Source organism: Azospirillum oryzae (genome assembly GCF_008364795.1).
GTDB classification, from domain to species: Bacteria; Pseudomonadota; Alphaproteobacteria; order Azospirillales; family Azospirillaceae; genus Azospirillum; species Azospirillum oryzae.
The window spans coordinates 484,395-511,173 of sequence record NZ_VTTM01000002.1 but is presented as its reverse complement, the minus strand read 5'-3'; the positions used below and the strand labels follow the sequence as shown (position 1 = coordinate 511,173).

Genomic DNA, 26,779 nt, shown 5'->3' with positions numbered 1-26,779 from the left:
GATGTGATGGGGGGTGATGTGATGACGATCTACCTCGACAACAACGCCACCACCGCCCTGGCTGCGGAAGTGCGCGACGCCATGATGCCGCACCTGTTCGGCGAATTCGCCAACCCGTCCAGTCCCCACTCCGCCGGCATGGCCGCCCGCCGCGCGGTCAGCGAGGCCAAGGCGCAGGTCGCGGCACTGATCGGCGCGAAGCCGGCCGATCTGGTGATGACCGGCAGCGCCACCGAGGCGACGCATGCCGCCATCCTGGGCGCGCTCCGCGTCATCGAGGAGACCGACCACCGCCGCGACCACATCGTCACCACCGCGGTGGAGCATCCGGCGACGCTGGCCCTGTTCGACGATCTGCGCCAGCGCGGCTGGCGCGTCACCATCCTGCCGGTGAACCGCGATGGCCTTCCCTCGCTGGTCGATCTCGCCGCCGTGGTGACGGAGGCGACGGCGCTGGTCTCCATGATGTGGGCCAACAACGAGACCGGCGTGCTGATGCCGGTGGAGGGGGCGTCGGCCATCGCCCACGCCCATGGCGCGCTGTTCCACAGCGACGCGGTGCAGGCGGCCGGCCGGGTGCCGGTCGATTGCGGCATCGCCGATTACCTGACGCTGTCCGCCCACAAGATGCACGGACCGAAGGGCGTCGGCGCTCTCTATGTCCGCAAGGGCGCGCCCTTCCATGCGCTGATCCACGGCCATCAGGAACGCCGCCGCCGCGGCGGGACGGAGAACGTGCCGGGCATCGTCGGCTTCGGCGCCGCCGCCTCGCTGGCGTCGCTTTGGTTGGATGAAGCGGACCTGATCGCCTTCCTGCGCGACCGGTTGGAACAGGGCATCCTCGCGCGCTGGCCCGGTGCCGTCGTGAACGGGGCCGGCGCCGCCCGGCTGCCCAACACCAGCAACATCCGCTTCGCCGACGGCCGCGGCCATCCCGTGGATGCGGAGGAACTGCTGATGCGGCTCGACCGCGCCGGCATCGCGGTGTCGATGGGCGCCGCCTGCTCCTCCGGCGGCAACGAGCCGAGCCATGTGCTGACCGCAATGGGGCTGAACGGCGCCCAGGCCGCCGCCAGCCTGCGCTTTTCGCTCAGCCGCTACACCACTGCGGCGGAGGTGGACGCCGTCCTGTCGGAACTGCCGGCGCTGCACGCCCGGCTGATCGCCGCCTGAGACAAAAGACAATCAGAACAAAAGGATGGAGTGTCCGCGATGAAGGTGATGATCCGCAAGGCATCCGAGCAATACACGATCTACGTCGCCAAGAAGGACCTGGAGGAACCCATCGTCGAGATGGAAAAGCCGGGCCTGTGGGGCGGCTGGATCAAGGTCGCCAACGGCTGGACGCTCGACCTGCCGGAGATGCCGGACGACACCCGCCTGCCGATCACCGTCGAAGCCAAGAAACGCGGAACGGAGTGACGCCGATGGCCCTGTCTCCCGAGCGCATCGACAGCATCGCAACGCTGGCCGGCCGGCTGTTCGCCGGGGGCGGCAAGCTCGACGCCGTGGTCCGCGGCGTGCGCGAGGCCAACCCGGACCTGAAGACGGTCACCGGCGCCATGGCCGCGGTGATGGCCGAGGATCCCTTTCGGGAAGAGGCGGGATTCGACCTGCATCTGGTGGACGGCAACAACCACTGCTGGCTCATCACCGACAAGCCGGAGTTTGCCACCGGCGTCGTGATCGCCCAACGGGACGAGGACGAGTGAATGAGCGATGCCGCCGCAGCATGGGACCCCGAAGCCTCCGACGATGACGGGGTGGACGACTATATCCCGCTGACCGACCCGGACATCTCCGGTGCGGAGGTCGAGATGCTCGGCCGCCTGCTGTCCTCCGGGGCCTTGAGCGACGGGCGAATGGTGCGGGCGTTCGAGGATGCCTTCGCCGCCTATGTCGGCCGCGACCATGCGGTGGCGGTGTCCAGCGGCACCATGGCCACGCTGCTGATGCTGAAGGGCTATGGCATCGGCGAGGGGGACGAGGTGCTGTGCAGCCCCTTCGGCTGGCATCAGGTCCAGCATGCGGTGGCGCTGTCCGGCGCCACGCCGGTGCTGGTCGACATCGACTATTGGCAGCACACCATCAACCCGGAAAAGGCGGCGGCTCTGATAACGCCGAAGACCAGGGCGATCCTGGCCGCCAACGTCAACGGCCACCCCGCCCATTGGGACGAGCTGCGCGCGCTGGCCGATGCCAGGAGCCTGATCCTGCTGGAGGATTCGACCGAGGCCATCGGTTCGACCTACAAGGGGCAGATGGTCGGCACCTTCGGCGACGCGGCGGTCTTCGACTTTTCCGAACCCGGCATCCTGCTGGCCGGCGAGGGCGGCATGATCGTCACCGACGACCGCGACCTTGCCCACCGGCTGCGCTACATGCGCCGGCGCGAGACGGAGCACCGCAACACGGTGGTCATCACCCGCACCCTGCCCTGGCAGGCGAAGATGAGCGACCTGAACGCGGCGCTCGCCCTGGTGCAGTTGAAGCGCCTGCCGGAGATCCTGACCCGCCGCAATCTGGTCATCGCCTATTACGACGCGGCGATGGCGAGCTTCGAGGGGATCAAGCCGCCCTATCGCGGGCCGGGGGCGGAGGTGGTCAACCCGATGGTCTATTGCGTCCATCTCGGAACCCGATTCACCGCGTCGGGCCGCCGGTCGATCATCGAGGATTTGGACACCCACGACATCGACGCCAGCGACTTCGGCCAGCCGCTGCATACCCAGCAATACTACATCGAAGCGCTCGGCGAGCAGCGGGCCGGCCGCGGGGCCTGCCCGGTCTGCACCAAGACCGCCGACCGCGTGCTGGCCCTGCCGCTGCACCGCAAGATCACCCGCGATCAGGTCGCCTTCATCGTGGAAACGCTGAAGGACGCCAGCGTCAACACCGGCGCCGGCGCCGCGATCTATCTGTGAAGACCCGAAGGGAAGAGGCACCCATGACCGTCACCACCCTTGCAACCGATTCCGACACCGTCACGGTCCCGGACGCCGCGGCGGCGCTGGCCGACATCGCCGCGGCGCTGGCGGCGAGGCAGGTGGTGCCCTATCTCGGCCCCGGCGCCTTCGCCCTGCTGCCGCCCGACCAATGCCCGATTCCGCGCAATTCGGCGGAGCTGGTGCAACGCCTGAACGCCAAGGTCGCCGCCCCCGGCCGCATCCGCTCCAACCTGACCGCGGTCGCCCAGTTCATCGAGACGCGCAAGCACCGCAAGACGCTGGAGACCATCCTCAACGAAATCTTCCGCCAGACCGTGCCGTCGACCCCGGTCCACGGCCTGCTGGCGGCGATCCCGGCTCCGCCGCTGCTGGTCGACGTCTGGTACGACAATGTGCTGGACAGCCTGCTGAGTGCGGCGGCCGACCGGACCTGGGGGCAGATTCAGGGGGTGTCGCACCCGCAATCCACCGGCGAATGGGTGCGCTATTACGCCCCCGACGGTGCCGAAGCGACGGCGGAGGCGGCATCCGGCTGGGACACCGTGCTCTACAAGCCGTCGGGCGCGGTAACGCCGGCCGGCAACTACCTGATCTCCGACAGCGACTATGTCGAGATCCTGACGGAGATCGACATCCAGACCCCGATCCCCGCCGTGGTGAAGGACCGCCGCGCCGGCCGCCATTTCCTGTTCCTGGGCTGCCGCTTCGACCACGAGATCCAGCGCACCTTCGCCCGCCAGATCGCCAAGCGTTCCTCCGACAGCCATTGGGCGGTGATCCCCGGCGAACTGTCGAAGAACGAGGCGCGGTTCCTGGCGCTGCACGGGATCAAGCGGATCGACATGACGTTGGACGAGGCGGTGGAGAGGCTGCGGGCAAAGATGTGAGGGGATTGTTGGGGGGCGGCTTCGGCTGCCCCTACCCCCAAAGAAGCCGCGCCGCAGCGCAACACACGCCCCCTCCGTCCGTTACAGTGCGAAACGGATGGAGCGTGCCGGAATGGCGACGAACAGCGGCCACGCTTTGGCCGCAGCATTTGCGACCCTGCTGCTGACCGCATCGGCGGCCACCGCGCAGGAAACCACCCCTCCCCCCGGCGATGAACCGGCGACCTCCGGCCCGGCCATCGGATTCTGGATCGACAACGACCTGTTCGGCGGCGGGACCGATCGCTATTACACGAATGGATTCCAGTTCTATTACTTCTCCGGCGCGCGGCCGATCTACGGCAGCATCGATTGGCTGGCCAATCTGGTGCCCTGGATCGAGCCGGGAGGGGTGCGGCGCTATGGCTTCGCCTTCGGCCAGAACATCTACACCCCCGGCAACCTGACCGCCCGCGATCCCGACCCGCGGGACCGGCCCTATGCCGGCTGGCTCTATGGCCGGCTGTCGGTGCTGAACGAGACGCCGACGGCGGTGGACCGCATCGATCTCGACCTCGGCATGGTCGGTCCGGCCTCGTTGGCGGAACAGACGCAGAAGACGGTCCACAAGATCGTCGACGGCGCCACCTACCCGGAGGGCTGGAACTATCAGCTGCATGACGAGCCGGGCGTGGTGCTGAGCTATGAGCATGTCTGGCGCGACGAGAAGCCCAACAGCCTCGGCCCGGTGGAGTGGGACCTCAGCCCCCATGTCGCCGGCAGCCTGGGCAATGTCCTGACCTTCGCCGCGGCCGGGGCCACCGTCCGGCTGGGCGGCAACATGCCGCCGCCGGTGGGTGCACTGGTGACACGCCCGACCTCCAGCATTCCCTATCAGGACAATCCCTATTGGGAGCGGCCGGGGCGCTTTTCCTGGTATGTCTATGCCAGCGCCGAAGGGCGAGCGGTGGCGCGCAACATCTTTCTGGACGGCAACACGTTCCGCGAAAGCCGGTCGGTCGCCAAGCATCCCTTCGTCGGCAGCATGCAGGCCGGCCTGACCCTGCGTTACGGCCGCTATGGCGTGACCTATGCCCAGACCCTGCAGACGCCGGAATTCCGAGGCCAGAAATCGCTGACCAACTACGGCTCCCTGCGTCTGTCGGTCCAGTTCTGAGCGGTCAGAGGAAAGGCAGCGGCAGGATCAGGGTGAAGCCGTCGGCGGCCATCAGCACCCCGGTCACAGCCAGCGCGCGGCTGGTCCACAGGATAAAGCCCTTGTTGGTGATGGCGAAGACCGACGCCAGCACGATGGCGAGCTGCAGCATGCCTTCGGCGAAGTCGAAATAGGGGTCCTGGGCCGCGGCATGGTCGCGGCGAAATTCCGCCGCCTTCGCCTTGCCCAGCAGGTCCTTGCGGCTGTTCTTGCCCTCGTCCGCCTCCATCCGTTCGGCCGACTGGCGGTATTCGGCGGAACGCTGCAGCGCCTTGGCCTGCGCATCGGCCGGCATGCCGGCGGACAGCAGCTCGATCTCGTCGGCGGCAAGCCGCAGACTGATCTGGCGCTGGGTCTTGGCCTGATAATAGGCGAAGCTGTCGGACGCCTCGATGGCGCTGGCCATCAGCTCCTTGCCCGCGTTGGAACCAGCGACGCTGACGATGGCGAGCACCGCGGCCAGGACCGAGATGTAGATGGCGGTGGAGGTCTTCACCCCATGCCCGCCCTCTTCCCCGTCTTCCGAATGGTGCCGTCCGGCGGAACGGCGCTGGGCCTGCTCCCGCTCATGCGCTTCGTCGATCAGGTCCTTCACTTCGGCTGCTTCCATCGTCCCGCTGCCCTTCGTCGGAGGCCCGCCGATCGGCGGATGACGAAAGAGGTAGCGAAGCACGTGTCGCGAGAAAAGCCCCGCTTGCGTCCTTGTGGGCCGATCCGCGCGATGTCACCGTCGCACACACGCCGTCGGCCTGCCGTGGTAGCGCACCCGAATGTCCCGCACGCCAACATTCGCCCCTTTCATGGGCGGCCGGTTCGGGCTATGTCAGGGGGCATGAACCAGTTCGCACGCCTGGCGATCGAGGCCGGCCCGCTCGCCGCCTTCTTCGTTGCCAATTCGCAGGCCGGCATCATGACCGGCACCGCAGTCTTCATGGTCGCCATCACCATCGCGGTGGCGGTGTCCTGGCGGCTGGAACGCCGCATCCCGATCATGCCGGTGGTCGGCGCCGGATTCGTGCTGCTGTTCGGCGGCCTGACGCTGTGGCTGCAGGACGATCTGTTCATCAAGATCAAGCCGACCCTGGTCAATCTGCTGTTCGCCATCGTCCTGTTCGTCGCCCATGCGATGCGACGCAACGTGATGAAGCGCCTGCTGGGCACGGTGCTGAGCCTGTCGGACGACGGCTGGCGCACGCTGGGCATCCGCTGGGCCTGGTTCTTCCTGCTGCTGGCGGTGCTGAACGAGGTGGTGTGGCGGAACTTCACCACCGACATGTGGGTCAACTTCAAGGTGTTCGGCATCATGCCGCTGACCTTGCTGTTCAGCGCCTTCCAGGCGCCGCTGATCATGCGCCACCAACTGCCGGAGGAGCCGGCGGAAAGCGGCCCGGCGGCCTGAGGGGCGTCCTTTATCACGGCGCTCCCCACGGCCGCCTCTTGTGCGGCGCGGAAGGGGCACTCACATTGGTGACGACCGCGACGACGTCCGCTCCGACCGAATTTCAGAGGTATTGATCGATGGGCAGTTTCAGCATCTGGCACTGGTTGATCGTTCTGGTCATCGTGCTTCTCCTGTTCGGCGCCGGCAAGCTGCCCAACGTGATGGGCGACATCGCCAAGGGCGTGAAGGCCTTCAAGGCCGGCCTGAAGGACGAGGACGAGGCCAATCCGCCCGCGGCGACCACCACCCAGGCTCCTCCCGCCGCGATCAACCCAGCCCCCGCCCAGCCGGCCCAGTCCGCGGCCGCTCAGCCTGCCGCACCCCAGCCGGCCCCCACCCAACCGGCCTCCACTCAGCCCGCCGACCCGAACAGGCCGCACCAGGGCTGACGTCCCTTCTTTCGTGCCGCCCATCCGCCGGGCGCGACCGCATGGCGGTTTGATGGAGCGGCAAAATACGATAAAGAGAAGGGGCTTTCCGCAGCCGGGCCGTGTCACCGCGGCCCCGGCAACCGGAAGGCCCCTTTTCGTGCATTCAGCCGGCCCGCATGACGGGCAAGCGCAGGTCGATCGTGATGCTCCAGCCACCGCCCCGGCGGGCTCCCACCCTGACGACACCGACTTCCAAGGACGAGATGAAGGCCAACGGCAAACCTTCCGAGACTCCGCCGCCGGAGAACGAGGACATCGCCAAGCTGCTTCGCGCCTTGAACGAGGATCTGCGGGCCGACCCGCAGGACGAGGATGTGGAGTATGAGGAGGAGGAGCCCGCGGGCCGCAGCCTGCCGTTGGGCAAGATCGCCCTCGCCCTGCTGGCGGCCGGCGGAATCGCCGTCGGCGTGGTCTATTTCGGCTCGGGCGATCCGGCACCGGTGACGACGGCCACCAACAGCTCGGCTCCGATGGTGCCGGCGCCCGCCATCACCCGCGCGCCCTCCGCCCCGGCCCCCGCACCGACCGCTGCGACCCCGGCGACCGAAAGCCTGCCGGCTCCCACCCAGGCGGCACCGGTCCAGTCGGCACCGGCCCAAACCGCGCCGTCCGCCGCGCCGCCGCCTCCGGTTGCCGCCCTGCCCGCCAGCCCGCCGCCGGTCCTGAAGGTGCCGGAGCCGCCGGCCGTGCCGGCCACCGCTCCTGCCACCTCGCCGAAACCGCGGGCCGCCGCGCCGACCGAGACCGCGCCCGCCGCACAAAAGCCGGAGCCGCCGAAGCCCGACGCGGCCAAGCCGGAACAGCCTGCCGCCGCGCCGAACGATTCCGGTTCGCTGCAGGCGATGCTGGCACCGCCCAAGGATGCCGCGAAGCGTCCGCCCGCCGCATCGGCCGGCAATGGCGAGTCGAAGCCGACCGCCAAGGCCCCAGCCCCGTCAACCGCCCCGTCGGCAGCCCCCTCGGCAGCCCCCTCCGCCGCGCCGCCGGCCGGGCGTTATACCGTGCAGGTCGGCACCTTCTCGGTAACGGCCAACGCCGATTCGCTGGCGCAACGGCTGCAGGGCGGCGGCTTCCAAGCCTATACGGTGGACTGGACCGACGGCTCCAACCGGTCCTGGCGCGCCGTGCGCGTCGGCGGCTTCCCCGATCCGGCCGCGGCCAAGCGCGAAGCGGAGCAGTTGAAATCGAAGATGGGGCTCAACCCGGTCGTCGTGACCACGCGCTGATCCCGGTCCGGACCGGAGGCGATTCGCAGCCGGTTCTTGCCCCTGCGACACTGTGTCATCCAAACGAAAGCCCGGCGGCGACATTTGGTCGCGGCCGGGCTTTTTCTTGGGCTTAGCACCCCCGTTCTTTGGTCGGGGGAGCCGGGAGTGCCGCTTGATCCCCGCTTCTCTTTGCTCGTACCATGGACATTCCAGGGCACGAATGCATTGCCCAGGCCACAAATTGGGAAGCCGGCAAAAGACCGGCGTACCGGAGGACGCCCCGCCATGAAGCCGACCATCCTGGTTGTCGACGACGAGCCCAGCATCGTCCTGTCGCTCCAGGTTCTCATGCAGCGCGCCGGGTTCGACGTGCGCATCGCCCGCGACGGGGACGAGGCGCTGCGCTCGGTGGAGAATTTCACCCCCGACCTGATCCTGCTCGACGCGATGATGCCGAAGCGCGACGGCTTCGATGTCTGCCAGACCCTGCGGACCAATCCGGCCTGGAAATCGCTGCCCATCATCATGCTGACGGCGCGCAGCCGCGACGTCGAACGGCAGAAGGGTCTCGCGCTGGGCGCCACCGACTACATCACCAAGCCCTTCTCCACCCGCGATCTGCTGACCACCGTCCGCCGCCATCTGGGCCTGACCGCCGCGGCCGGCGGCGGGGAGCCGGCGCCATGACCGCCCCGGCTTCACCGGCCGCGCCGACAACCGCCGCCTCCGCGGCTCCTCCCCTGCCCCGCCGCATGATCCCGCTGGCCTTCCGCGCCGCCGGCCTCGGTCTGGTGGCGCTGGCGGTCGGGCTGGCGGCGGCGGTGCGCGGGTCGGACGCATCGGATCCGCTGCTGACCTATGCCGTGGTGATGACGGCGGCCTGCGCCGCGGCGGTGTGGGGGCTTTGGCTGGCGGTCGACCGTTACCTGCTGCGTGCCGCCGAGACCTTGAGCCGCGAGGCGGGACTGATCGCCCATGGCAATGCGGAGGGGGCCGTCGGCGGCCGGGTGCCGCTCTCCCGCTATGGCGATCTCCTGCCCATCGCACGCGCGGTGAACGAGCTGTCGGACAAGCTGGCCCAGGTCCGCCGCGACATCGCCCGCACCGTCGCCGACCATACCGCCAAGGTGGAGGAGCAGAAGACCCAGCTCGCCGCCGTGCTGCGCGACCTGCATGAAGGCGTTCTGGTCTGCAACACCCGCCACCAGATCCTGCTCTACAACCAGACCGCCCTCGACATCCTCCACCTGGCCGGCGACCTCGGGCTGGGCCGCTCGCTTCTGCATTTCGTGGTGGCGGAGCCGGTGACCCACACGCTGGAACGGCTGAGCTTGCGTGTCCGCGAAGGCCGGCACCTCAACCACGAGCACGGCACCACCGCACAGTTCGTCGGCGCCACCACCGACGGCCGCATCCTGCTGGAAGGCCGGATGAGCGCCATCCTGCAGGATCCCGATCCTGCGTCGGACGAGCCGCCCGTCATCACCGGCTATGTGCTGACCCTGTCCGACGCCACCAGCGAAATGGCCGCGCTCGGCCAGCGCGACGCCCTGCTGCGCGAGGCGACGGAGGGGTTCCGCGCCCCCATCGCCAACCTGCGGGCGGCGGTGGAGACGCTGTACGACGCCCCCGATCTCGGCCCCGGCGACCGCGCCGCCTTCGAAAGCGCGATGCTGGAATCCTGCGACAGCCTGTCGCAAAGGCTGGAGCGGGTGACAACTGCCTACCGCAACGTCGTCACCGGCAGCTGGCCGATGAGCGACATCCACTCCAACAACCTGATCAACCTCGTGGCCCACCGGGTCGGGACGGAGACCGCCACCACGGTGACGCTGACCGGTTTGCCGCAATGGGTGCATGGCGACAGCCACAGCCTCGTCCTGCTGTTCGCCTATCTGATCGGGCGGGTGCAGGCGCTGACCGGCGCCACCGCCTTCGATCTGGAGGCCGCCGGGCCGCAGGATGGAGACCGCTGGGTCTATCTCGACCTCGTGTGGGAAGGGCCCGCGGTGCCCAGCGCCACGCTGGACGGCTGGCTGGACCAGACGCTGCCCGACGGCCTGGGCGGCCTCAGCGCCGGCGACGTGCTGCAGCACCACCGCAGCACCGCCTGGAGCGAACCGCTGCCGAACGACCTTCCCGGCGGCACCGGCCGCGCCCGGCTGCGCGTACCGTTGCCGCCGGCGCAGTCGCCACGCACCGCCCAGCCGCGCCCACGGGCCGGCGCCCGCCCGGAATTCTTCGATTTCGGGCTGCTGCACCAGCCGCTGGCGACCAGCGAGCTTGGCCGCACGCCGCTGGACCGGCTGCATTACGTGGTGTTCGATACCGAGACCACCGGCCTGTCGCCCAGCACCGGCGACGAGATCATCCAGATCGCCGCGGTCCGCGTGGTCGGCGGGCGCATCCTGACGGGCGAGACCTTCAACACGCTGGTCGATCCCCGGCGGCCGATCCCGCCGGAGTCGGTCCCCTTCCACGGCATCACCGACGGCATGGTGGCGGGCAAGCCGACCATCGACGCCGTGCTGCCGCAGTTCCGCAGCTTCGTCTCCGGCGCGGTGATGGTGGCGCACAACGCCGCCTTCGACCTGAAATTCCTGAAGATGAAGGAACGGGCGGCGGGGGTTTCCTTCGACTGCCCGGTGCTGGACACCATGCTGCTGTCCCGCATGCTGCTGGGCAATGACGGCGACCACACGCTGGACGGCATCGCCGAACGGCTGGGCATTGCGGTGGTCGACCGCCACACCGCGCTGGGCGACAGCCTGGTCACCGCCGCGGTGTTCCTGCGGATGGTCGAGATGCTGCGCGAGCGCGACGTGCGGACGCTGGACGACGCCATCCGCGGCGCCAACATCCTGGTCGAACTCGCCGCCCGGGAGCGCGCCTTTTGAGCGCGCCTGACCGGGAGGCGGGCCGGGAAGCGGGCCAGGATGCGGGTTCCGGCCGCCACCGCGACCGGATGATCGGCCTGTTCCTGCTGGCGGCGGCGGCGTTCAACCCGCCGCTTCTCGGCATTTTCGGGGTGGAAGGGAGAGTCCTGGGCGTGCCGACGCTCTATGTCTGGGTGTTCGGCCTGTGGGCGGCGGTGATCGCGCTGGCCGCGCTGGCCGGCCGGACGCGATAGGGGCGCGGCATGGAGGTCGGACTGGACTGGACCACCGTCCTGATCGCCGCCCTCGCCTACCTTTCCGCCCTGTTCGCCATCGCCCATTGGGCCGACCGGCGGGAGGCGGCGGGGCGCAGCGTCATCGCCTCTCCCACGATCTTCGCCCTGTCGCTGGGCGTCTATTGCACGACCTGGACCTTCTACGGATCGGTCGGGCGGGCGGCGACGCTGGGCATCGGTTTCCTGCCGGTCTATCTCGGTCCGACTCTGCTGATGCTGCTGGCGCCGCTGATTCTGCGCAAGATCCTGCGGATTGCCAAAACGCAGCGCATCACCTCCATCGCCGACTTCCTCGCCAGTCGCTACGGCCACAGTCCGCTCTTGGGCGGGCTGGTGGCACTGACCGCGACGGTGGGGGTGACGCCCTACATCGCCCTTCAGCTCAAGGCGGTCGCCGTCAGCTTCGATGCGCTGACCGGCGGCGGCGGGATGGGTCCGGCGGAAGGTCCGTTTCTCGACCATGGCTTCCTGATCGCCGCGGTGATGGCGCTGTTCGCCATCGTCTTCGGCGCCCGCCAGATCGACGCGGCGGAGCACCATCCCGGCATGGTCGCCGCCATCGCCCTGGAATCTCTGGTGAAGCTGATCGCCTTCCTGGCGGTCGGGCTGTTCGTCGTCTGGGGCCTGCATGACGGGCTGGAAAGCCTGTTCGATGCGGCAGCCGCCCGTCCCGACCTTGCCCACCTGATGGGCAGCGATCCGGCACTCGGCCATGCGCCAGGGGGAAATGGGCCGTGGGGCGCCTGGGTCACCACCACGATCCTGTCGGCCGCGGCGATGCTGTGCCTGCCGCGCCAGTTCCAGGTGATGGTGATCGAATCGGTGGACGAACGCCATCTGGACCGGGCGGTCTGGCTGTTCCCGCTCTATCTCCTGCTCATCAACCTGTTCGTCCTGCCGGTTGCCCTGTCGGGGCTGCTGAGCTTCGGCGGACGGATCGATCCGGACCTGTTCATGGTCGCCCTACCGCTCGGCGGTGGAGCGGACTGGCTGGCGCTGCTGGCCTTCCTGGGCGGGCTGTCGGCGGCGGCGGGGATGATCGTCGTGGAGTCGGTGGCGCTGTCCACCATGCTGTGCAACGACCTCGTGATGCCGATCCTGCTGCGCACCCGGTCGCGGGCGCTGGCGCGCTCGGCAGATCTGGCGCCGCTGCTGCTGGCGGTCCGGCGTATCGCCATCGTGACGATCCTGCTGTTCGGATATGGCTATTTCCGGCTGGCCGGATCGGCCTACGCGCTGGTGTCGATCGGACTGATCTCCTTCACCGCGGTGGCGCAGTTCGCCCCGGCGCTGATCGGCGGCCTTTATTGGCGCGGAGCGACCCGGCGCGGCGCCATCGGCGGGGTAACGGCCGGGACGCTGGTCTGGGCCTATACCCTGCTGCTGCCCAGCTTCGCGCGGTCGGGCTGGCTGCCGGCCAGCTTCATCGCCGACGGGCCATGGGGCATCGCCGCACTGCGGCCCTATGCGCTGTTCGGGTTGGAAGGTTGGGATTCGCTGGCCCATTCCCTGTTCTGGACCGCGCTCGCCAACATCGGTGCTTATGTCGGCCTGTCGCTGTTCGATCGGCCCGGCGCGGCGGAGCGGGCGCAGGCCGCCGCCTTCGTCGACGTCTTCCAGTCCACGCCGAACGGTACCGCGCCGAACGGTGCCGTGCCGCTGCGGGAAGCACCGCCGGACTGGCGCAGCGCCGCCAGCGTCGGCGACCTCACTCGCGTGGTCGCCCGCTTCCTCGGCCCGCAGCGCGCCGAGCGGGCCTTTGCCGGTGCCGATCCGGACGAGCCGGCAGGGCCGGAGCGGCTGCGGCTGGCCGAACGGCTGCTTGCCGGCGCGATCGGCGGGGCGTCCGCCCGCGTCGCCCTCGCCTCCTCCGTCTCGGCCGGGGCGGTGGAGGCGGCGGAGCTTCTGCGCATGCTGGACGAGACCAGCGACGTCATCGCCCACAGCCGCGAACTGGAACGCAAGACTGCGGAGTTGGAGCGCGCCACCGACGCCCTGCGCGCCGCCAACGAACGGCTGACCGAGCTGGACCGGCTGAAGGACGATTTCCTGTCGACCGTCACCCACGAGCTGCGCACGCCGCTGACCTCGATCCGGGCGCTGAGCGAGATCCTGCACGACGACCCCGACCTCGATACCGACCAGCGGCAGGAGTTCCTGGCCGTCATCATCAAGGAGAGCGAGCGGTTGACCCGCCTGATCAACCAGGTGCTGGACATGGCGAAGATCGAGGCCGGGGCGCTGGACTGGCGGATCGAGACCATCGACGCCGGACCGGCGCTGACCGAAGCGGTCGCCGCGACTGAGGCGCTGTTCCTGGAGCGCGGCATCACCCTGTCGGTCGATATTCCCGACCGCCTGCCGCCGGTGCGCGGCGATGTCGACCGGTTGATCCAGGTCGTGGTCAACCTGCTGTCCAACGCCGCCAAATTCACGCCGCCCGGCGGCCGGACCCGGCTGGAAACCCGGTTGGAGAGCGGCTTCCTGAAGGTGACGGTGACCGACAGCGGCCCCGGCGTTGCGGCGAAGGACCGCGAACTCGTGTTCGACCGCTTCCGCCAGTCCGGCGACACGCTGACCGGCAAGCCGGCCGGCACCGGCCTGGGGCTGGCCATCGCCAAGCGAATCGTCGAGCATCTCGGCGGACGGATCGGGGTGGCGGACGCGCCGGCCGGGCCGGACCCCGAGTCGGGCAAGGGCGCCGCATTCTGGTTCACGCTGCCGCTCGCCGCGAACACGGCCGATGTCCCGGAGTTCGGAGTGCGGCGGGAGTGATCGGGCGCCGATCCGTTACAATGGTCTGGCGGCGCCGCGATCCCGTGTTATCCTGCAGGATATCCGCGCCCCATATCAAAGCCCCACCTTGAAGAAGGGAATTTCGCTTGCGGTCCGGCCCAAGCTCTTGCCCCGAGCGGCATACAACCGATGGGGTGCCATACGCCACAGCCCTTCCCGTTCGGACGATGCGCGCTTATGGTAGGCTGCGCGGAACCGGGCGCGCCGCGGGGCGCCATGCGGGTCCGGCGGAGCGGCCCGCCTGTCGGGCGGGTTGGCGGTAGGAAGGCGGGATGGGCAAGATACTGGTTGTCGACGACGAGCGGGACGTCCAGACGCTGATCATGCAGCGTTTCCGCCGCGCCGTACGTGCCGGCGAACTGGAATTCCTGTTCGCCCATGACGGGAAGGAGGCGCTGGAGACCCTGCGCGCCCGTCCCGATATCGACATGGTGCTGAGCGACATCAACATGCCGGGCATGGACGGGCTGACCCTGCTGGACCATCTGCCGCAGGTGAATGCCGACATCCGGGCGGTGATGGTGTCGGCCTACGGCGATCTCGGCAATGTCCGCGCGGCGATGAACCGCGGCGCCTTCGACTTCATCATCAAACCCATCGACTTCGCCGACCTGGAAGCCACCATCCACAAGACGCTGGAGGCCTGCCGTTCCGTGCGCCGGCTGCGCGACGCGCTGCAGGAAACCCGGACGGCGGAGGCGGCGTCGCGCGCCCAGGCCGCCCGCCTGCGCCGGGTCCTGGACGGCAGCCCGATCGGCGTGGCGATCATCACCGAAACCGGGGAACTGCTCTACTGCAACCAGCGCTGCACCGACCTGTTCGGCGTGCCAGCGGAGACGCTGCAGCATCACTGCGCCCCCACCCTGTTCCGCCATGTCCAGGATCGGCTGACGGGACGGCCATCGGAAACCGAGGCACTGTCGGCTTCGGAAGAGATCCATTACGTGCGCGAGGACGGGCGCACGGTGTGGATGGCGATGTCCGTCGACCGCACCAACTATGAAAGCAAGCCGGTCTTCATCGTCTGGCTCTATGACATCACCGAACGCAAGGTGCAGGCGGAGGCGTTGCGCCGCGCCAAGGATTCGGCCGAACAGGCGCTGGCCGACCTGGAACGCATGCAGTCGGACCTGATCCGGGCGGAGAAGATGGCGGTGATCGGACAGCTGATCGCCGCGGTCGCGCACGAGATCAACACGCCCGTCGGCATCGCGCTGACCGCCGCCACCCATCTGCAGACCGCATCGGAAGAGATCATCCTGACCTTCAACGGCGGACAACTGCGCAAAAGCGATTTTCAGGAATATATCGGCACGGCCAGCGAGGTTTCGACGCTTCTGGTCGCCAACATCGAACGTGCCGCCGCCCTGATCCAGAGCCTGAAGCTGGTGACGGAGGGCAAGGCCAATTCCCCGCGCAGCCGCTTCGACCTTCGCGACTACCTGTCCGACATCGTTCTGGCGGTGCAGGTGCAGCCGGCCGCGTCCAGGCACCAGCTTGTGCTGGACTGCCCCGACGGCATTGCCCTCGACACCTATCCCGGCGCGCTGACAGAGGTGCTTCTGGCCCTGCTGACCAATGCCTTCGCCCACGCCTTCGAAACGGAACCGGCCCCGGCGGCCTTCGTGGAAGGCGTCGGGGCCATGGCCGGCGGCGGAGCCGATGGTCTGGAAGAGGAGCCTGACGGCAGCCGGAACCGCCGGGGCCGGGTCACGGTTTCGGTCCGGCTGCTCGACAACGAGCGGATCGAACTTGGCGTGTCGGACAACGGCCGTGGCATCCCGGCCGACATCCAGCCGCGGCTGTTCCAGCCCTTCGCCACCACCCGGCGTGGATCGGGAAGCATGGGGCTGGGGCTTTATGCGGCGTTCAACCTCGTTACCGGCAAGCTGGGCGGGGAGATCGACATCGACAGCGCGGTCGGCCGCGGAACGACCGTGATCCTGCGCCTGCCGCTGGATGCCCCCTGAAACGGCGCCGGACCGAAACCCCCGGCGGGCCGACGGCACAAGCCCCTGCCCCCGCGTAGCGGCCGATTCGGATGATCGACACGCAAGACCGATACGGACGACGGAAACGGACACGGATATGGACGATTTCACCAACCGCAAGGTTTTGCCGCCCCGGTCCGTGCAGGAAGCCCTGGACCTGGGGCGCGTCTACCATGACCAACTCGTCGCCGCGATGCCCGGCCTGCTCGTCCACTGCAACGACACCATCCTGCATTGCAGCGCCACCCTCGCCCGCCTGCTTGGATATGAATCGGCCGAAAGCATCCAGGCACTGCCCGGCGCCATGACGCTGGTGCCCGAGGACGACCGGCACACTGAACAGGATGTCTACACGCGCTGCCTGAAGGGACTGATCCGGTCGCAGGTGCGCCGGATCAAGCGCCACCGCGCGGACGGCAGCGTCCAGTGGTTCGACCAGCTCATGGAGTCGGTGGACTGGGGCGGCCGGCCGGCGGTGATGGAAATGCTGACCCTGATGCGCCCGCTGGCCGCCAATGCCGAGCTGCCGCACCAGGAACAGTTGTTGCAGGCGGCGATCGACGCCATGCCGAACGGTGTTCTGATGCTGGATCGCGACCTGAACGTCGAAGGCGCCAACAGCGAATTCTACCGGCTGTGGGATTATCCCATAGGCATGTTTCCCCCCGGAACGGCCGTGGCCTTGATTCTGACCTATAACCACGCACGCGGCGATTATGGCGACGTTCCCTGTGAAGAGACCGTCGCGGAATTGTGTTCCCGTTATTTGGTCAAGGGAGTCTTCAACTCCGAGCGCCGCGTTCCGAACGGCCGCACCCTCGATATTCGGACTGCGCCACGTGCCGATGGCGGCTATGTCATCACCCACCATGACATTACCGACCGCAAACGCATCGAGGACGAGCTTCGGCAGGCCAAGGAGCGTGCCGAAGCAATCCTGAAGGAACTACGGGAAACCCAGCGGCAGTTGATCGTGCAGGAGAAGATGGCCGCACTGGGCCAGCTGACCGCCGGAATTGCCCATGAGTTGAAGAACCCACTGAACTTCGTCAATAATTTCGCCGAGCTTTCGGGCGAATTGCTGGACGAGTTGCTGGAGCTGCTGGAGCCGTTGAACGGCCATCTGGATGATGCCACACGGGTCGATGTCAACGACCTGGCCGGCAGCCTGCAAGGCAATTTGCGCAAGATTGCCGATCATGGCCGGCGCGCCGACGGCATCGTCAAAAGCATGCTGGCCCATTCGCGCGGCGGCGGTGGCGAGTGGCAGGCGACGGACCTGAATGCGCTGGTCGAAGAGGCGCTGACCCTGTCCTACCACGCCTTCCGCGCTCAGGACCGTGCCTTCAACGCCATATTGGCGAAGCATTTCGACCTTGTGGTCGGCGAGGTGAAACTGGTGCCGCAGGACGTTTCGCGTGTCCTGGTCAACCTGTTCACCAACAGCTTCTACGCCATCCGGAAACGCCAACTGATCTGCGGCGACCCGACATTCGCGCCGCGGGTCGACGTTACAACCTTTGCAAGCGCCGCAGACGTGTCGATCCGGATCCGGGACAATGGCATCGGCATGCCGCCGGCCGTCATCGACAAGCTGTTCACACCCTTCTTCACCACCAAGCCGACCGGGGAGGGGACCGGGTTAGGTCTTTCGCTGAGCTATGACATCGTGGTACATCAGCACAGGGGGCGATTCGACGTGTCCAGCGTCGAGAACGACCACGCCGAATTCACAATCACGCTGCCGCGTGCAGCGACCGCGGTGTCGTTAGGGGAGCGCCGAAAGACATGACCCTGGGAATTCTTGTCGTCGACGACGAACCCGACATCGAGGATCTGTTCCGCCAGCGCTTTCGTGCCGAACTCCGCCGGGGTGAATTGGTCTTTCACTTCGCCGCTTCGGCCGAGGAGGCGTTGCAAAGCCTGAACTCCGGACTGCAACCGGAGGCAGTACTCGTCCTCAGCGACATCAACATGCCGGGCATGAGCGGGTTGGACCTGCTGGAGCGCCTGCGGGTCGACTCGCCGGACGTGCCGGTCATCATGGTCACCGCCTATGGCGACAACGAGAACCGCCGCCGGGCGCTCGACATCGGTGCCACGGATCTGGTGACCAAGCCCGTCGATTTCGTCGCGCTGAAAAAGCTGGTCCACAGCGTCATCGAGCAGAAAAACGCCGCCTGACTGGGCATACCGGCCCATTCCGTTCATGCCCCGCACACGGCCGTCCCGCACACCGCTGCAAGATCGGTCAATTCGGATGATGCGCCGGCCGCGCAGGACGGGCAGTGCGGGTCGACCGGAACCGCGATCTCGCTGAACTCGCCCCGCAGGCCGTCATAGAGCAGCAGGCGGCCAGCCATCGGCTCTCCCAGCCCCAGCAGAAGCTTGATCGTCTCGGCCGCCATGATGGTGCCGATCACGCCGGGCAACACGCCCAGCACACCGGCCTCGGCGCAGGACGGCGCGTATTCGGCCGGCGGCGGTTCCGGGAACAGGCACCGGTAGCACGGGCGCACGCCCGGCGCGGCGCCACCGAACACCGAGACCTGCCCTTCGAACCGGAAGATGGCGCCGTAGACGTTCGGCACGCCAAGCCGCAGGCAGGCATCGTTGACGAGGTAGCGCGTCGGCAGATTGTCGGATCCGTCGACCACGACGTCATGGCCGGCAAGCAAATCCAGCACATTGGCGGCTTCCAGCCGGGTTTCCTTGGCCACCACCTCGATGGTCGGGTTCAGGTCGAGCAGCGCGGTGCGTCCACTCTCCACCTTGCGCTGCCCCAGCCGGCTTTCGGCATGCAGAATCTGGCGTTGCAGGTTGCTGCGCTCGACCCGGTCGTCGTCGATCAAGGTCAGCCGGCCGACGCCGGCGGCAGCCAGATACAGCGCGATCGGCGACCCCAGACCGCCGGCGCCGATCAGGGCGACGCGGCTGCGCAGCAGCTTGTGCTGACCGGCCTCGCCGACCTCGGGCATGGTCAGATGACGGCGGTAGCGCTCGCGCTGGGCGGCGTCGAGCCGCGGCGGCACCTCCACCGGGAGGCCCGCGGCCTTCCAGGCGGAGAAACCGCCGGCGACCGAACGCACATCCCCATAGCCCAGCCGCAGCAGATCCTCGGCCGCGAACAGCGACCGGGTGCCGCCGGCGCACATCAGCAGGATCGGGCGCGCCGGATCGGGCGCCGCCTCTTCGATGCGCAATTCCAGGAAACCGCGCGGCAGGCGCAGCGCCCCGGCCGGAGTGCCGGCCGCCGTCTCCTCGTCCTCGCGGACATCGACGAGCAGGGCACCTTCGGCCTGCAGGGACAGCGCCTCGGCGGCGACGATCTCCGGAATACGGGCGCGCAGGTCGGACAGGCGCCGGTCCTTCAAGCTCATGACTGCTCCTCAACCACCCGCCAGGGCGACCATCAGCGTCAGGGTGGCGCCGGCCGGCACTGCCGCCTCCAACCCACCCAGACGCCGGACATCGTCACGACCGAGATAAACGTTCACGAACCGGCGCAGTTCGCCCTCCGCGGTGAACAGCCGGTCGCGGAACGTCTCCTGCCCGGCGGTCAGCGCCGCCAGCGCCTCGCGCACGGTGGCACCCGGTACCGCCACCTGATCCTTCCCGCCGACGAAGCCACGCAGCGGGGTCGGTATGCGAATCGTCACCTCGGTCACGCCTGCATCTCCTCTTCGGGAAGGGCCTCGGCGGCCTTGCCAAGCGCCGCCTCCGCCTCGGCGGCCAAGCGGCGGAACAGATCGCGCACCTGCTTGGCCCGCATCAGGTCGATACGCAGGTCGAGCACGTCCTTGAAGCCGTTCTCGTTGGCCCAGACGTCGGCCGGCGCATCCATGCGGCAGTTGGTATGGGCGAGATGGTCGGCGATCAGCTCATCGATCGAGTCGGTCGGCTGCTGGCTGTTGTCGCCGAAATGCAGCGCCATCACCTGTTCGATCAGCGCCGCCTCCTCCGCCGTCGCCTCGTACAGCCCGCGCAGGCGCAGTTCGTTCAGCACCGGCTTGGTCGTGCGCGCCATCATGCGGCGGGGGATCAGCCAGCGGATCATCGCCCGCTCGACCGCCAGTTCATGCATCAGTTCGGCGAATTCGGCGTCGGCCAGGTCGTTGCGGCGACACCAGTCGGCCAGCGCCTCCGGGCTGCCGAGCTTCCTTGCGCTGCAAAAACGCCAAACCTCGGCATCGACCGCCGCCTGGTCGACGGTCACACCGACCACTTCCGCCAGTTGAATGATCAACAGCCGGCCGAGCGCCGCCTTGTTGATCTGGGCGAAATCCGGACGGTGCAGCGCCGCATGGCTGGCAATTTCCGACAGCGGCACGCTGTAGCCGCCATGGGCGACGCGCCGGTCACGTTCATACAGAACGTTGAACGCATGCGAGGCATTGAAGGTGAAGGGGGCCGGACGCGGCGGGGTGATCAGGCTGGCAAGATGGCCCAGCAGCGCCTCGGCGTCGCGGCGCTTCTGGTCGACCGCACCGGCCGCCAGGAAGGCATCGATCCGCTCCGCCTCGGCGTCGGTCAGCCTGGCGTCCGCCCAGATGCGGTCGCGCTTGCGGTCGGTGAAGTAGAGCCGCTTCGCCGCAGCGATCACCCGATCGTGCAGTTCGACGTCGACCACCCCCGCCGCCAGCGCTGCCGCCATGCTGGCGCGCAGATTCACCAGCGGCTCCGACAACGGGAAATAGCCGTCCTCCGGTCCCGCGTGGGCAAGCGCGACCTCGTCGTCGCCGGTCAGGCGGCCGTCGATGAACTGCCGCGCCACCTCGCCCACCGGCACCATGCCGAAGGGATGGCATTCCGCCGCCCGCAGGGCGCCCATGCTGGAGGCGCCATAGACGGCGATCCCCTGATGCAGGGCGAACAGGATCTCCTTGTGCCAGACCGACAGGGACTGGCCGAACACGCCATCGATCAGAGCGATCACGTCCGGGCGATGAATGGTCATCGCGCTGAGGACGTCCGCCTGCGCCGCCGGCGGCAGATAGATCGCGTCGGGCAGCAGCGCCCGGGCGTCGTCCAACGGCATCGTCGGGCCGAGGAACACGCAGATCTTCATGCGCCCCTTCCTGTTCATGCGACTGCTCCCACCAGACCGGCCTGCGCCTGCAGTGCCTTGGCGAAGGCCAGGGGACGTGCGCCCGGGGTGTAGAAATCGAAAAGATACCCTTCCAGACCGGGCACCACCACCCGCACGACCGGAATGCCGATCTCCGGCTGGGTCAGGTCGAAGACCAGGGCCTGCTCGATGCCGGACCGGCGCAGAACCTCCAGCAGCAGCGCGATATCGCCCTCGAAGGTCGGTGCCGAGAGATTCGCGTGGCGCCGGCCGTCCACGTTGCACGGCGTGCTTTCCAGCGCCGCGATTTCCGCCGTGCCGTCGGCGTTCTGGTTGCGGATCAGGTCGCGGCGGAAGAAGTCGTCCCGCGATCCCGCGATCAGCACCAGACGCGACTGCACCGCCTCGGTCAGGGCCCGGCACATGGCGACCGCCGGCTCCAGATGGCTGCCGTAGCCGCGATGCATGCCCGTCTTGCGGACGTCCCGGTCATAGACCATCGCCATATAGCTCGGCACACCCATGTCGGTGGTGACGTCGAACAGCAATGGACAGATACCGGCCTCGTCGAAACGGCGCAGCAGATCGAGAACGGAGGGCGCGTCGATGGTCGACAGGTCCACCCGCGGCATCGGAACGCGCAGCACGTCGCTGGCATAGCGCCAGCAGGCCACCGAGTCGCGTTCGATCACCTCGTAGAGGCCGGCGGCGACCGCCTCGAGGATGTGGTTGCCGCTGGCCAGTCCGTTGGTCCCCATCGCATAGAAGCTGCGCAGGCCGGGGCGTGCGACTGGGTTGCTGTAAAGGCCGACGGATGTCCAAGGCGCGGCGACCGGGCGTCCGCTCATCAGATCCCAGCCCCAGGTCCAGAATTCCGGATTGTCGGGACGGAACGCTCCGCCCTTTGTGCCGGGGATCCGGTCGAGCGGAATGCGCCCGTCGGCGGGCAGCTGGTTCCAGCTGACCTCCAGATAAGGAAGCTGCAACGTCTCGGCGTGGTAGAACTCGATCGCTTCCATCGCGGCCGACACGGTGGCGGCGGCAAGGCTGAACCCCTTGCCGGCACTGCCCGACAAGGTGGGGCTGTTGGGCCGGTGGCCCAGCACCGTGTGGATGCCCAGCCGGTCGAGCCCGGTGACGTCGGCCAGCCGGGTGATGCCGCAGCGCGCGAAATGGGGAGCGATGCGCACCAGCGTCTCTTCAGGCGTCGCCGTGCGATGGGTGCCCAGGAAGAAGCGCTTGGCCGCATGGTGGACGGTATCGCCCAGCCGGATACCGAACGGCGCCGCCCCATTCGGAACGGGAGAGACACCGAACTGCGGCGCGGCCGGAGCCGGAGCCGGCGGACGGCTTTGATCGAACGAAGCGTTGACTGGCATGGGTGCGGTCTGGGCCCTCGGCTGCGGCCGGTTCGGATAGGGACATCAGCATTCATTGTCCCGCCGCCATCGGCAAGAGCCAACTCAGCGGAACCACTCGGCGGAACCGTCGTGACGCGAGGGCCGGACGTCGCGAGGACGCCGGCCCCCTCGACATCACGACTTGATCGGCGTGTCGTCTTCGGTCGCCGCCGGATTGGCCGTGCCGGCAGCGCCGGCCGCTGGCGACGGGGCACCCGCCGCAGCAAACCCGGCGGTGCCGGCAGCACCCGCCGCAGCGAAGCCGGCCATGCCCGCACCGCTGAACGCAGGCGACGGAGCGCCAGCCGCAGCGAAGCCGGCCATGCCCGCACCGCTGAACGCAGGCGACGGAGCGCCAGCCGCAGCGAAGCCGGCCATGCCCGCACCGCTGAACGCAGGCGACGGAGCGCCAGCCGCAGCGAAGCCGGCCATGCCCGCACCGCTGAACGCAGGCGACGGAGCGCCAGCCGCAGCGAAGCCGGCCATGCCAGCAGCGCTGGCCGCAGGAGATGGAGCGCCAGCCGCAGCGAAGCCGGCCATGCCAGCAGCGCTGGCCGCAGGAGATGGAGCGCCAGCCGCGGCGAACCCGGCCATGCCAGCGGCACTGGCCGCAGGAGACGGAGCGCCAGCCGCAGCGAACCCGGCCGTGCCAGCGGCACTGGCCGCAGGAGACGGAGCACCAGCCGCAGCAAACCCAGCCGTGCCAGCAGCGCTGGCCGCGGGAGACGGAGCGCCAGCCGCAGCAAACCCGGCCATGCCAGCGGCACTGGCCGCAGGAGACGGAGCGCCAGCCGCAGCGAACCCGGCCGTGCCGGCAGCACCCGCCGCAGCGAACCCAGCCATACCCGCACCGCTGAACGCAGGAGACGGAGCGCCAGCCGCAGCGAACCCGGCCGTGCCGGCAGCACCCGCCGCGGCGAAGCCGGCAGTACCAGCAGCGCTGGCCGCAGGAGACGGAGCGCCAGCCGCGGCGAACCCGGCCGTGCCGGCAGCACCCGCCGCGGCGAAGCCGGCAGTACCAGCAGCGCTGGCCGCAGGCGACGGAGCACCCGCTGCGGCGAACCCAGCCATACCGGCAGCGCTAGCCGCAGGAGACGGAGCGCCAGCCGCGGCGAAGCCGGCAGTACCAGCAGCGCTGGCCGCAGGCGACGGAGCGCCAGCCGCAGCGAACCCAGCCGTGCCAGCAGCGCTGGCCGCGGGAGACGGAGCGCCAGCTGCGGCGAACCCAGCCATACCGGCAGCGCTGGCCGCAGGAGACGGAGCACCCGCCGCAGCGAACCCAGCCGTGCCAGCAGCACCCGCCGCAGCAAACCCGGCCATACCCGCAGCACTGGCCGCAGGCGACGGAGCACCCGCCGCGGCGTGTCCGGCCATGCCGGCGCCAGCAAAGGACGGAAGTGCTACGCCTGCCAGCGATACAGCCGACGCCGCATTTGCAATCGATTCGGCGACCGTTGCGACACCGGTCTCTTTTGACAGGCTGCCGAATGCCTCGGCCGCGGCAGAGCGCACATCTTCCGCCGTTATTCCGGCGAACCCGCCCTGCGCAAGAAGCGCCTGCTTGCCGGCAATATCCGACGTGTTCAGCTGATCCCTAAAACCGCCATCGGTGGCGAGACGCTTAATAAGGTCAAGAGCCTGTTCGCTGGCCATTTGGCCCCTCCTGCAACGGGACTGCCAATTTGATTGTTACTATCGTTGAGCAACAGCTAAACCAATAGCATAGGCAATCGAGTCAGTTTCCACCAAAATCCGGCGGCTTCCGATGAATCGCGCGTAAATTTAATATTGGGCCGCCGACCTGTCAGGCGATGGAAACGGCACCGATTCGCCAAGAAATCACCGCGCGTCGATCCAATGCGCAAAATATTGAGCACAACGCGCAAAGAAAAACCGGTTGCCGTGATAAACAGGGTCAAAAACGGCAGGCCGACTGGAGCGACTCGGGATCTCTCCAGTCAGCCCACCCACTACCGGTCCTGAATTCAGGCTGCCTTCTGATAAGCAGAGGCGGACGCACGGCTGAAATTCGCGGTGAACGACGCCATCACATGGACATCGACCGTTTCAATCGCCGACGCGCTTGCCGCGACATGCAGCGGAGCCATCGCACGACCGTCGGCCGTCTCGATCGCCGACGCGCTCATCGCCACATGCGTCGGTGCCATCGCACGACCGTCAGCCGTCTCGATCGCCGACGCGCTCATCGCCACATGCGTCGGTGCCATCGCACGACCATCCGCCGTCTCGATCGCAGACGCGCTCATCGCGACATGCGTCGGTGCCATCGCACGACCATCCGCCGTCTCGATCGCAGACGCGCTCATCGCGACATGCGTCGGAGCCAGCGCACGACCGTCGGCCGTCTCGATTGCAGACGCGCTCATCGCGACATGCATCGGAGCCAGCGCACGACCGTCAGCCGTCTCGATTGCAGACGCGCTCATCGCGACATGCGTCGGAGCCAGCGCACGACCGTCGACCGTCTCGATCGCGGACGCGCTGGCGCCAACGGCGGTCACCACGCCGATGCTCGGAGCAAGGTTGGAAGCGACGGGCAGAACGGCCTCGGCTTGCGTGCCGAAGACGTTTGCAGCAGCCGTGCGCATGTCGGACGCCGTCAGCGTTCCGAAACCGCAACGTTGGAGAAGATCGCGCTTCCCCCATGCGTCGAGGGATTGCAACTGGCTGCGAAAGCCATGGTCGGTAGCGAGGGACTTCAAAAGATCGAAAGCCGTCGAGTCGGCCATGTTCATCGCCTCCATCATTCATGCCGGCCAGTTCCAGCGGACATGACGACGGTACTGTGAAGCCTCAGTCTCGAACAAGCTAAAAAAGTTGCGCTTTGGGGGAATATTTCTACCGTCTGGCCATCCGATCAGCAGGCCCGACTCTGCAGCGACCGGACCGCTTGAGCACGGCCGCCACCGAACCACTCCTCCCGGGTCTGGCGCCAGAAATCGGCCTCGGCCGGGACCATCGGTTCAGGCAGAAGTCCCGATCCGCGGATTTGGGACCCAAGGCGGCGCGCCACGGCCTGCGAGGCCGCATTGTCCGGGTGGATCGAATGGACGACTTCGGTCCAGCCGAGATGGTCGAACACCCAGTCGATGGCAGCGACGGCGCTCTCCATCGCATAGCCGCGCCCCCAGCACTCGCGTGGAAGCACCCAGCCGACCTCCGTCACCGGCCAGCCTTCGGGCACCCAGGGACCGACCCGCCCCACCCACCGGCCGCTGTCCTTCTCGATCACCGAAAACATGCCGAAGCCCTGGATCGCCCAGGCACCGGCCATGCCGACGAATCCCCGCCACGCCACGGAACGCGATTGCAGGCCGCCGATGAAGACGGTCGCCTGGGGATCGGTCATCATCGCAGACCAGGCATCGAAGTCCTCGGCATGCGTTGGCCGCAGGATCAGACGCGCGGTTTCCAGCACCGGTTCACCCATGGATGCCACCATCGCCAACCGGAAAGCACCGTGAAGACGGCAAATCCAAGCCGCGAATATCCTTCGCGGGAAACCGCGGCATTGCGCGCAGATCGGGGATAATCGACAACCGAAGACACATGACAGCACCGCTTCAAACAACGCATGGACGAATCATCATTCACAGGCATCAGCTGTCCGTCCAGAGCGAACTGTCGGTACTACCCCCTCATCTAAGCGGAACACCCTAGGCGTTCTGGGCTAGGGTGGCGGCGTGTCCGGCATCCCATATAGTAGCGCGCCTCCCGGTCCCGCGACCGTGGGGGACAAGAAGAACGGACACAAGAACGGAGTACGATGATGTCGCGGTTTCGGATGGCGGTTCTGGCCCTGACGGCAATGAGCGGCGCAACCCTGGCCCTCGCCGGCTTCAGCGGCGGCGCCGCGGCCCAGTCCAAGCTGGATTCCTCGGGCCAGCCCGTGTGGGACGAAAGCCACAACCAGCGTCCGACCGCGCCCAGCGACCGCGCGCTGGCGGCCGGGGTGGTGACGCTTCGCACGGCGACCTCCGCCCCCGGCCTGCTCGGCGTCTACGCCCGCAATGGCCTGCCCTTCGACATCGTGCTGAGCCGGGTCGACGCCACCCAGTGCGTCAACATCGTGCCGGAGGATTGCGGCCTGCTCGGCACCGACATCCGCGTCGCGACCGGTGCGGAGGTGCTGGTGCGCAGCGTGCGGCAGGCCGACATGACCCGCACCTATGGTGTCGTCCCGGTCTACAGCTGGCGCCCGGCGGTCGCCGCCAAGTAATG

25 protein-coding genes are annotated in these 26,779 nt (G+C 68.1%); 17 read left to right on the top strand and 8 right to left on the bottom strand.

Features of this window, described 5'->3' with window-relative positions:
- Positions 1 to 21: 21 nt before the first annotated feature.
- The 6 genes from FZ938_RS08400 to FZ938_RS08375 all read left to right on the top strand — a co-directional run bounded on the left by FZ938_RS08400 (position 22) and on the right by FZ938_RS08375 (position 4,991).
- Positions 22 to 1,173 (top strand): cysteine desulfurase family protein, encoded by a 1,152-nt coding sequence (locus FZ938_RS08400; RefSeq protein WP_246457734.1) that lies wholly within the window; start codon positions 22 to 24, stop codon positions 1,171 to 1,173.
- A 39-nt stretch (positions 1,174 to 1,212) separates the two neighbouring features.
- Complete coding sequence (nifT, locus tag FZ938_RS08395) at positions 1,213 to 1,422, top strand: putative nitrogen fixation protein NifT (RefSeq protein WP_109156501.1); 210 nt, start codon at positions 1,213 to 1,215, stop codon at positions 1,420 to 1,422.
- Positions 1,423 to 1,427: 5 nt separating this feature from the next.
- Positions 1,428 to 1,712 carry a hypothetical protein gene (locus tag FZ938_RS08390; protein WP_149198104.1) on the top strand — a complete coding sequence of 95 codons (285 nt, stop codon included), beginning with the start codon at positions 1,428 to 1,430 and terminating at the stop codon, positions 1,710 to 1,712.
- Positions 1,713 to 2,924 (top strand): DegT/DnrJ/EryC1/StrS family aminotransferase, encoded by a 1,212-nt coding sequence (locus tag FZ938_RS08385; RefSeq protein WP_174757232.1) that lies wholly within the window; start codon positions 1,713 to 1,715, stop codon positions 2,922 to 2,924.
- 23 nt (positions 2,925 to 2,947) lie between these two features.
- Complete coding sequence (locus FZ938_RS08380; protein WP_149198103.1) at positions 2,948 to 3,835, top strand: SIR2 family NAD-dependent protein deacylase; 888 nt, start codon at positions 2,948 to 2,950, stop codon at positions 3,833 to 3,835.
- 112 nt (positions 3,836 to 3,947) lie between these two features.
- Positions 3,948 to 4,991 (top strand): lipid A deacylase LpxR family protein, encoded by a 1,044-nt coding sequence (locus FZ938_RS08375; protein ID WP_149198102.1) that lies wholly within the window; start codon positions 3,948 to 3,950, stop codon positions 4,989 to 4,991.
- A 4-nt stretch (positions 4,992 to 4,995) separates the two neighbouring features.
- Here the strand turns inward: FZ938_RS08375 and FZ938_RS08370 are convergent, their stop codons facing one another.
- Positions 4,996 to 5,640 carry a DUF4337 domain-containing protein gene (locus FZ938_RS08370; RefSeq protein ID WP_149198101.1) on the bottom strand — a complete coding sequence of 215 codons (645 nt, stop codon included), beginning with the start codon at positions 5,638 to 5,640 and terminating at the stop codon, positions 4,996 to 4,998.
- Between the two features lie 222 nt (positions 5,641 to 5,862).
- Here FZ938_RS08370 and FZ938_RS08365 point away from each other — a divergent pair, with 222 nt between their 5' ends.
- The 10 genes from FZ938_RS08365 (at position 5,863) to FZ938_RS08320 (ending at position 18,253) form a co-directional block, all read left to right on the top strand.
- Positions 5,863 to 6,429, top strand: a complete 567-nt coding sequence (locus FZ938_RS08365) for a septation protein A (RefSeq protein WP_109154513.1) — start codon at positions 5,863 to 5,865, stop codon at positions 6,427 to 6,429.
- 119 nt (positions 6,430 to 6,548) lie between these two features.
- A complete protein-coding gene (locus FZ938_RS08360; RefSeq protein ID WP_149198100.1) occupies positions 6,549 to 6,860 on the top strand; it encodes a twin-arginine translocase TatA/TatE family subunit in 312 nt (103 codons plus the stop codon).
- A gap of 185 nt (positions 6,861 to 7,045) precedes the next feature.
- Positions 7,046 to 8,128, top strand: a complete 1,083-nt coding sequence (locus FZ938_RS08355) for an SPOR domain-containing protein (protein ID WP_246457732.1) — start codon at positions 7,046 to 7,048, stop codon at positions 8,126 to 8,128.
- A 267-nt stretch (positions 8,129 to 8,395) separates the two neighbouring features.
- Positions 8,396 to 8,797, top strand: a complete 402-nt coding sequence (locus FZ938_RS08350; protein ID WP_149198098.1) for a response regulator transcription factor — start codon at positions 8,396 to 8,398, stop codon at positions 8,795 to 8,797.
- Positions 8,794 to 11,007, top strand: coding sequence for a 3'-5' exonuclease (locus FZ938_RS08345; RefSeq protein ID WP_149198097.1), 2,214 nt, complete (start codon positions 8,794 to 8,796; stop codon positions 11,005 to 11,007). Before FZ938_RS08350 ends, FZ938_RS08345 begins: the two co-directional genes overlap by 4 nt.
- Positions 11,004 to 11,240 (top strand): hypothetical protein, encoded by a 237-nt coding sequence (locus FZ938_RS08340; RefSeq protein ID WP_149198096.1) that lies wholly within the window; start codon positions 11,004 to 11,006, stop codon positions 11,238 to 11,240. Before FZ938_RS08345 ends, FZ938_RS08340 begins: the two co-directional genes overlap by 4 nt.
- A 9-nt stretch (positions 11,241 to 11,249) precedes the next feature.
- Positions 11,250 to 14,057: a sensor histidine kinase gene (locus tag FZ938_RS08335; RefSeq protein WP_149198095.1), complete on the top strand. Its 2,808-nt coding sequence runs from the start codon at positions 11,250 to 11,252 to the stop codon at positions 14,055 to 14,057.
- 293 nt (positions 14,058 to 14,350) lie between these two features.
- Positions 14,351 to 16,048, top strand: a complete 1,698-nt coding sequence (locus FZ938_RS08330; RefSeq protein WP_149198094.1) for a hybrid sensor histidine kinase/response regulator — start codon at positions 14,351 to 14,353, stop codon at positions 16,046 to 16,048.
- 118 nt (positions 16,049 to 16,166) lie between these two features.
- On the top strand, positions 16,167 to 17,861 hold the full coding sequence (locus FZ938_RS08325; protein ID WP_149198093.1) for a PAS domain-containing sensor histidine kinase: 1,695 nt from the start codon (positions 16,167 to 16,169) through the stop codon (positions 17,859 to 17,861).
- Positions 17,858 to 18,253, top strand: a complete 396-nt coding sequence (locus FZ938_RS08320) for a response regulator (protein ID WP_149198092.1) — start codon at positions 17,858 to 17,860, stop codon at positions 18,251 to 18,253. The genes FZ938_RS08325 and FZ938_RS08320 overlap by 4 nt, the downstream gene beginning before the upstream one ends.
- Before the next feature lie 23 nt (positions 18,254 to 18,276).
- On the opposite strand, the gene moeB is transcribed toward FZ938_RS08320, so the two are convergent.
- From moeB to FZ938_RS08280, 7 genes are all read right to left on the bottom strand, one after another.
- Positions 18,277 to 19,449: a molybdopterin-synthase adenylyltransferase MoeB gene (gene moeB, locus FZ938_RS08315; protein WP_149198091.1), complete on the bottom strand. Its 1,173-nt coding sequence runs from the start codon at positions 19,447 to 19,449 to the stop codon at positions 18,277 to 18,279.
- A gap of 9 nt (positions 19,450 to 19,458) precedes the next feature.
- Complete coding sequence (locus tag FZ938_RS08310) at positions 19,459 to 19,737, bottom strand: MoaD/ThiS family protein (protein ID WP_246457728.1); 279 nt, start codon at positions 19,735 to 19,737, stop codon at positions 19,459 to 19,461.
- A complete protein-coding gene (locus FZ938_RS08305) occupies positions 19,734 to 21,137 on the bottom strand; it encodes a TfuA-like protein (protein ID WP_149198090.1) in 1,404 nt (467 codons plus the stop codon). The genes FZ938_RS08310 and FZ938_RS08305 overlap by 4 nt, the downstream gene beginning before the upstream one ends.
- Positions 21,138 to 21,151: 14 nt before the next feature.
- Positions 21,152 to 22,516, bottom strand: a complete 1,365-nt coding sequence (locus tag FZ938_RS08300; RefSeq protein WP_149198089.1) for a YcaO-like family protein — start codon at positions 22,514 to 22,516, stop codon at positions 21,152 to 21,154.
- A 156-nt stretch (positions 22,517 to 22,672) separates the two neighbouring features.
- On the bottom strand, positions 22,673 to 22,969 hold the full coding sequence (locus FZ938_RS08295) for a hypothetical protein (protein ID WP_149198088.1): 297 nt from the start codon (positions 22,967 to 22,969) through the stop codon (positions 22,673 to 22,675).
- A gap of 1,553 nt (positions 22,970 to 24,522) precedes the next feature.
- Entirely contained in the window at positions 24,523 to 25,287 is a 765-nt protein-coding gene (locus FZ938_RS08285; RefSeq protein ID WP_149198087.1) for a hypothetical protein, read from the bottom strand.
- Between the two features lie 128 nt (positions 25,288 to 25,415).
- A complete protein-coding gene (locus FZ938_RS08280; RefSeq protein WP_149198086.1) occupies positions 25,416 to 25,988 on the bottom strand; it encodes a GNAT family N-acetyltransferase in 573 nt (190 codons plus the stop codon).
- Between the two features lie 339 nt (positions 25,989 to 26,327).
- On the opposite strand from FZ938_RS08280, the gene FZ938_RS08275 reads away from it, so the two are divergent.
- Complete coding sequence (locus tag FZ938_RS08275) at positions 26,328 to 26,777, top strand: hypothetical protein (protein ID WP_149198602.1); 450 nt, start codon at positions 26,328 to 26,330, stop codon at positions 26,775 to 26,777.
- The last annotated feature ends 2 nt before the right edge of the window (positions 26,778 to 26,779 follow it).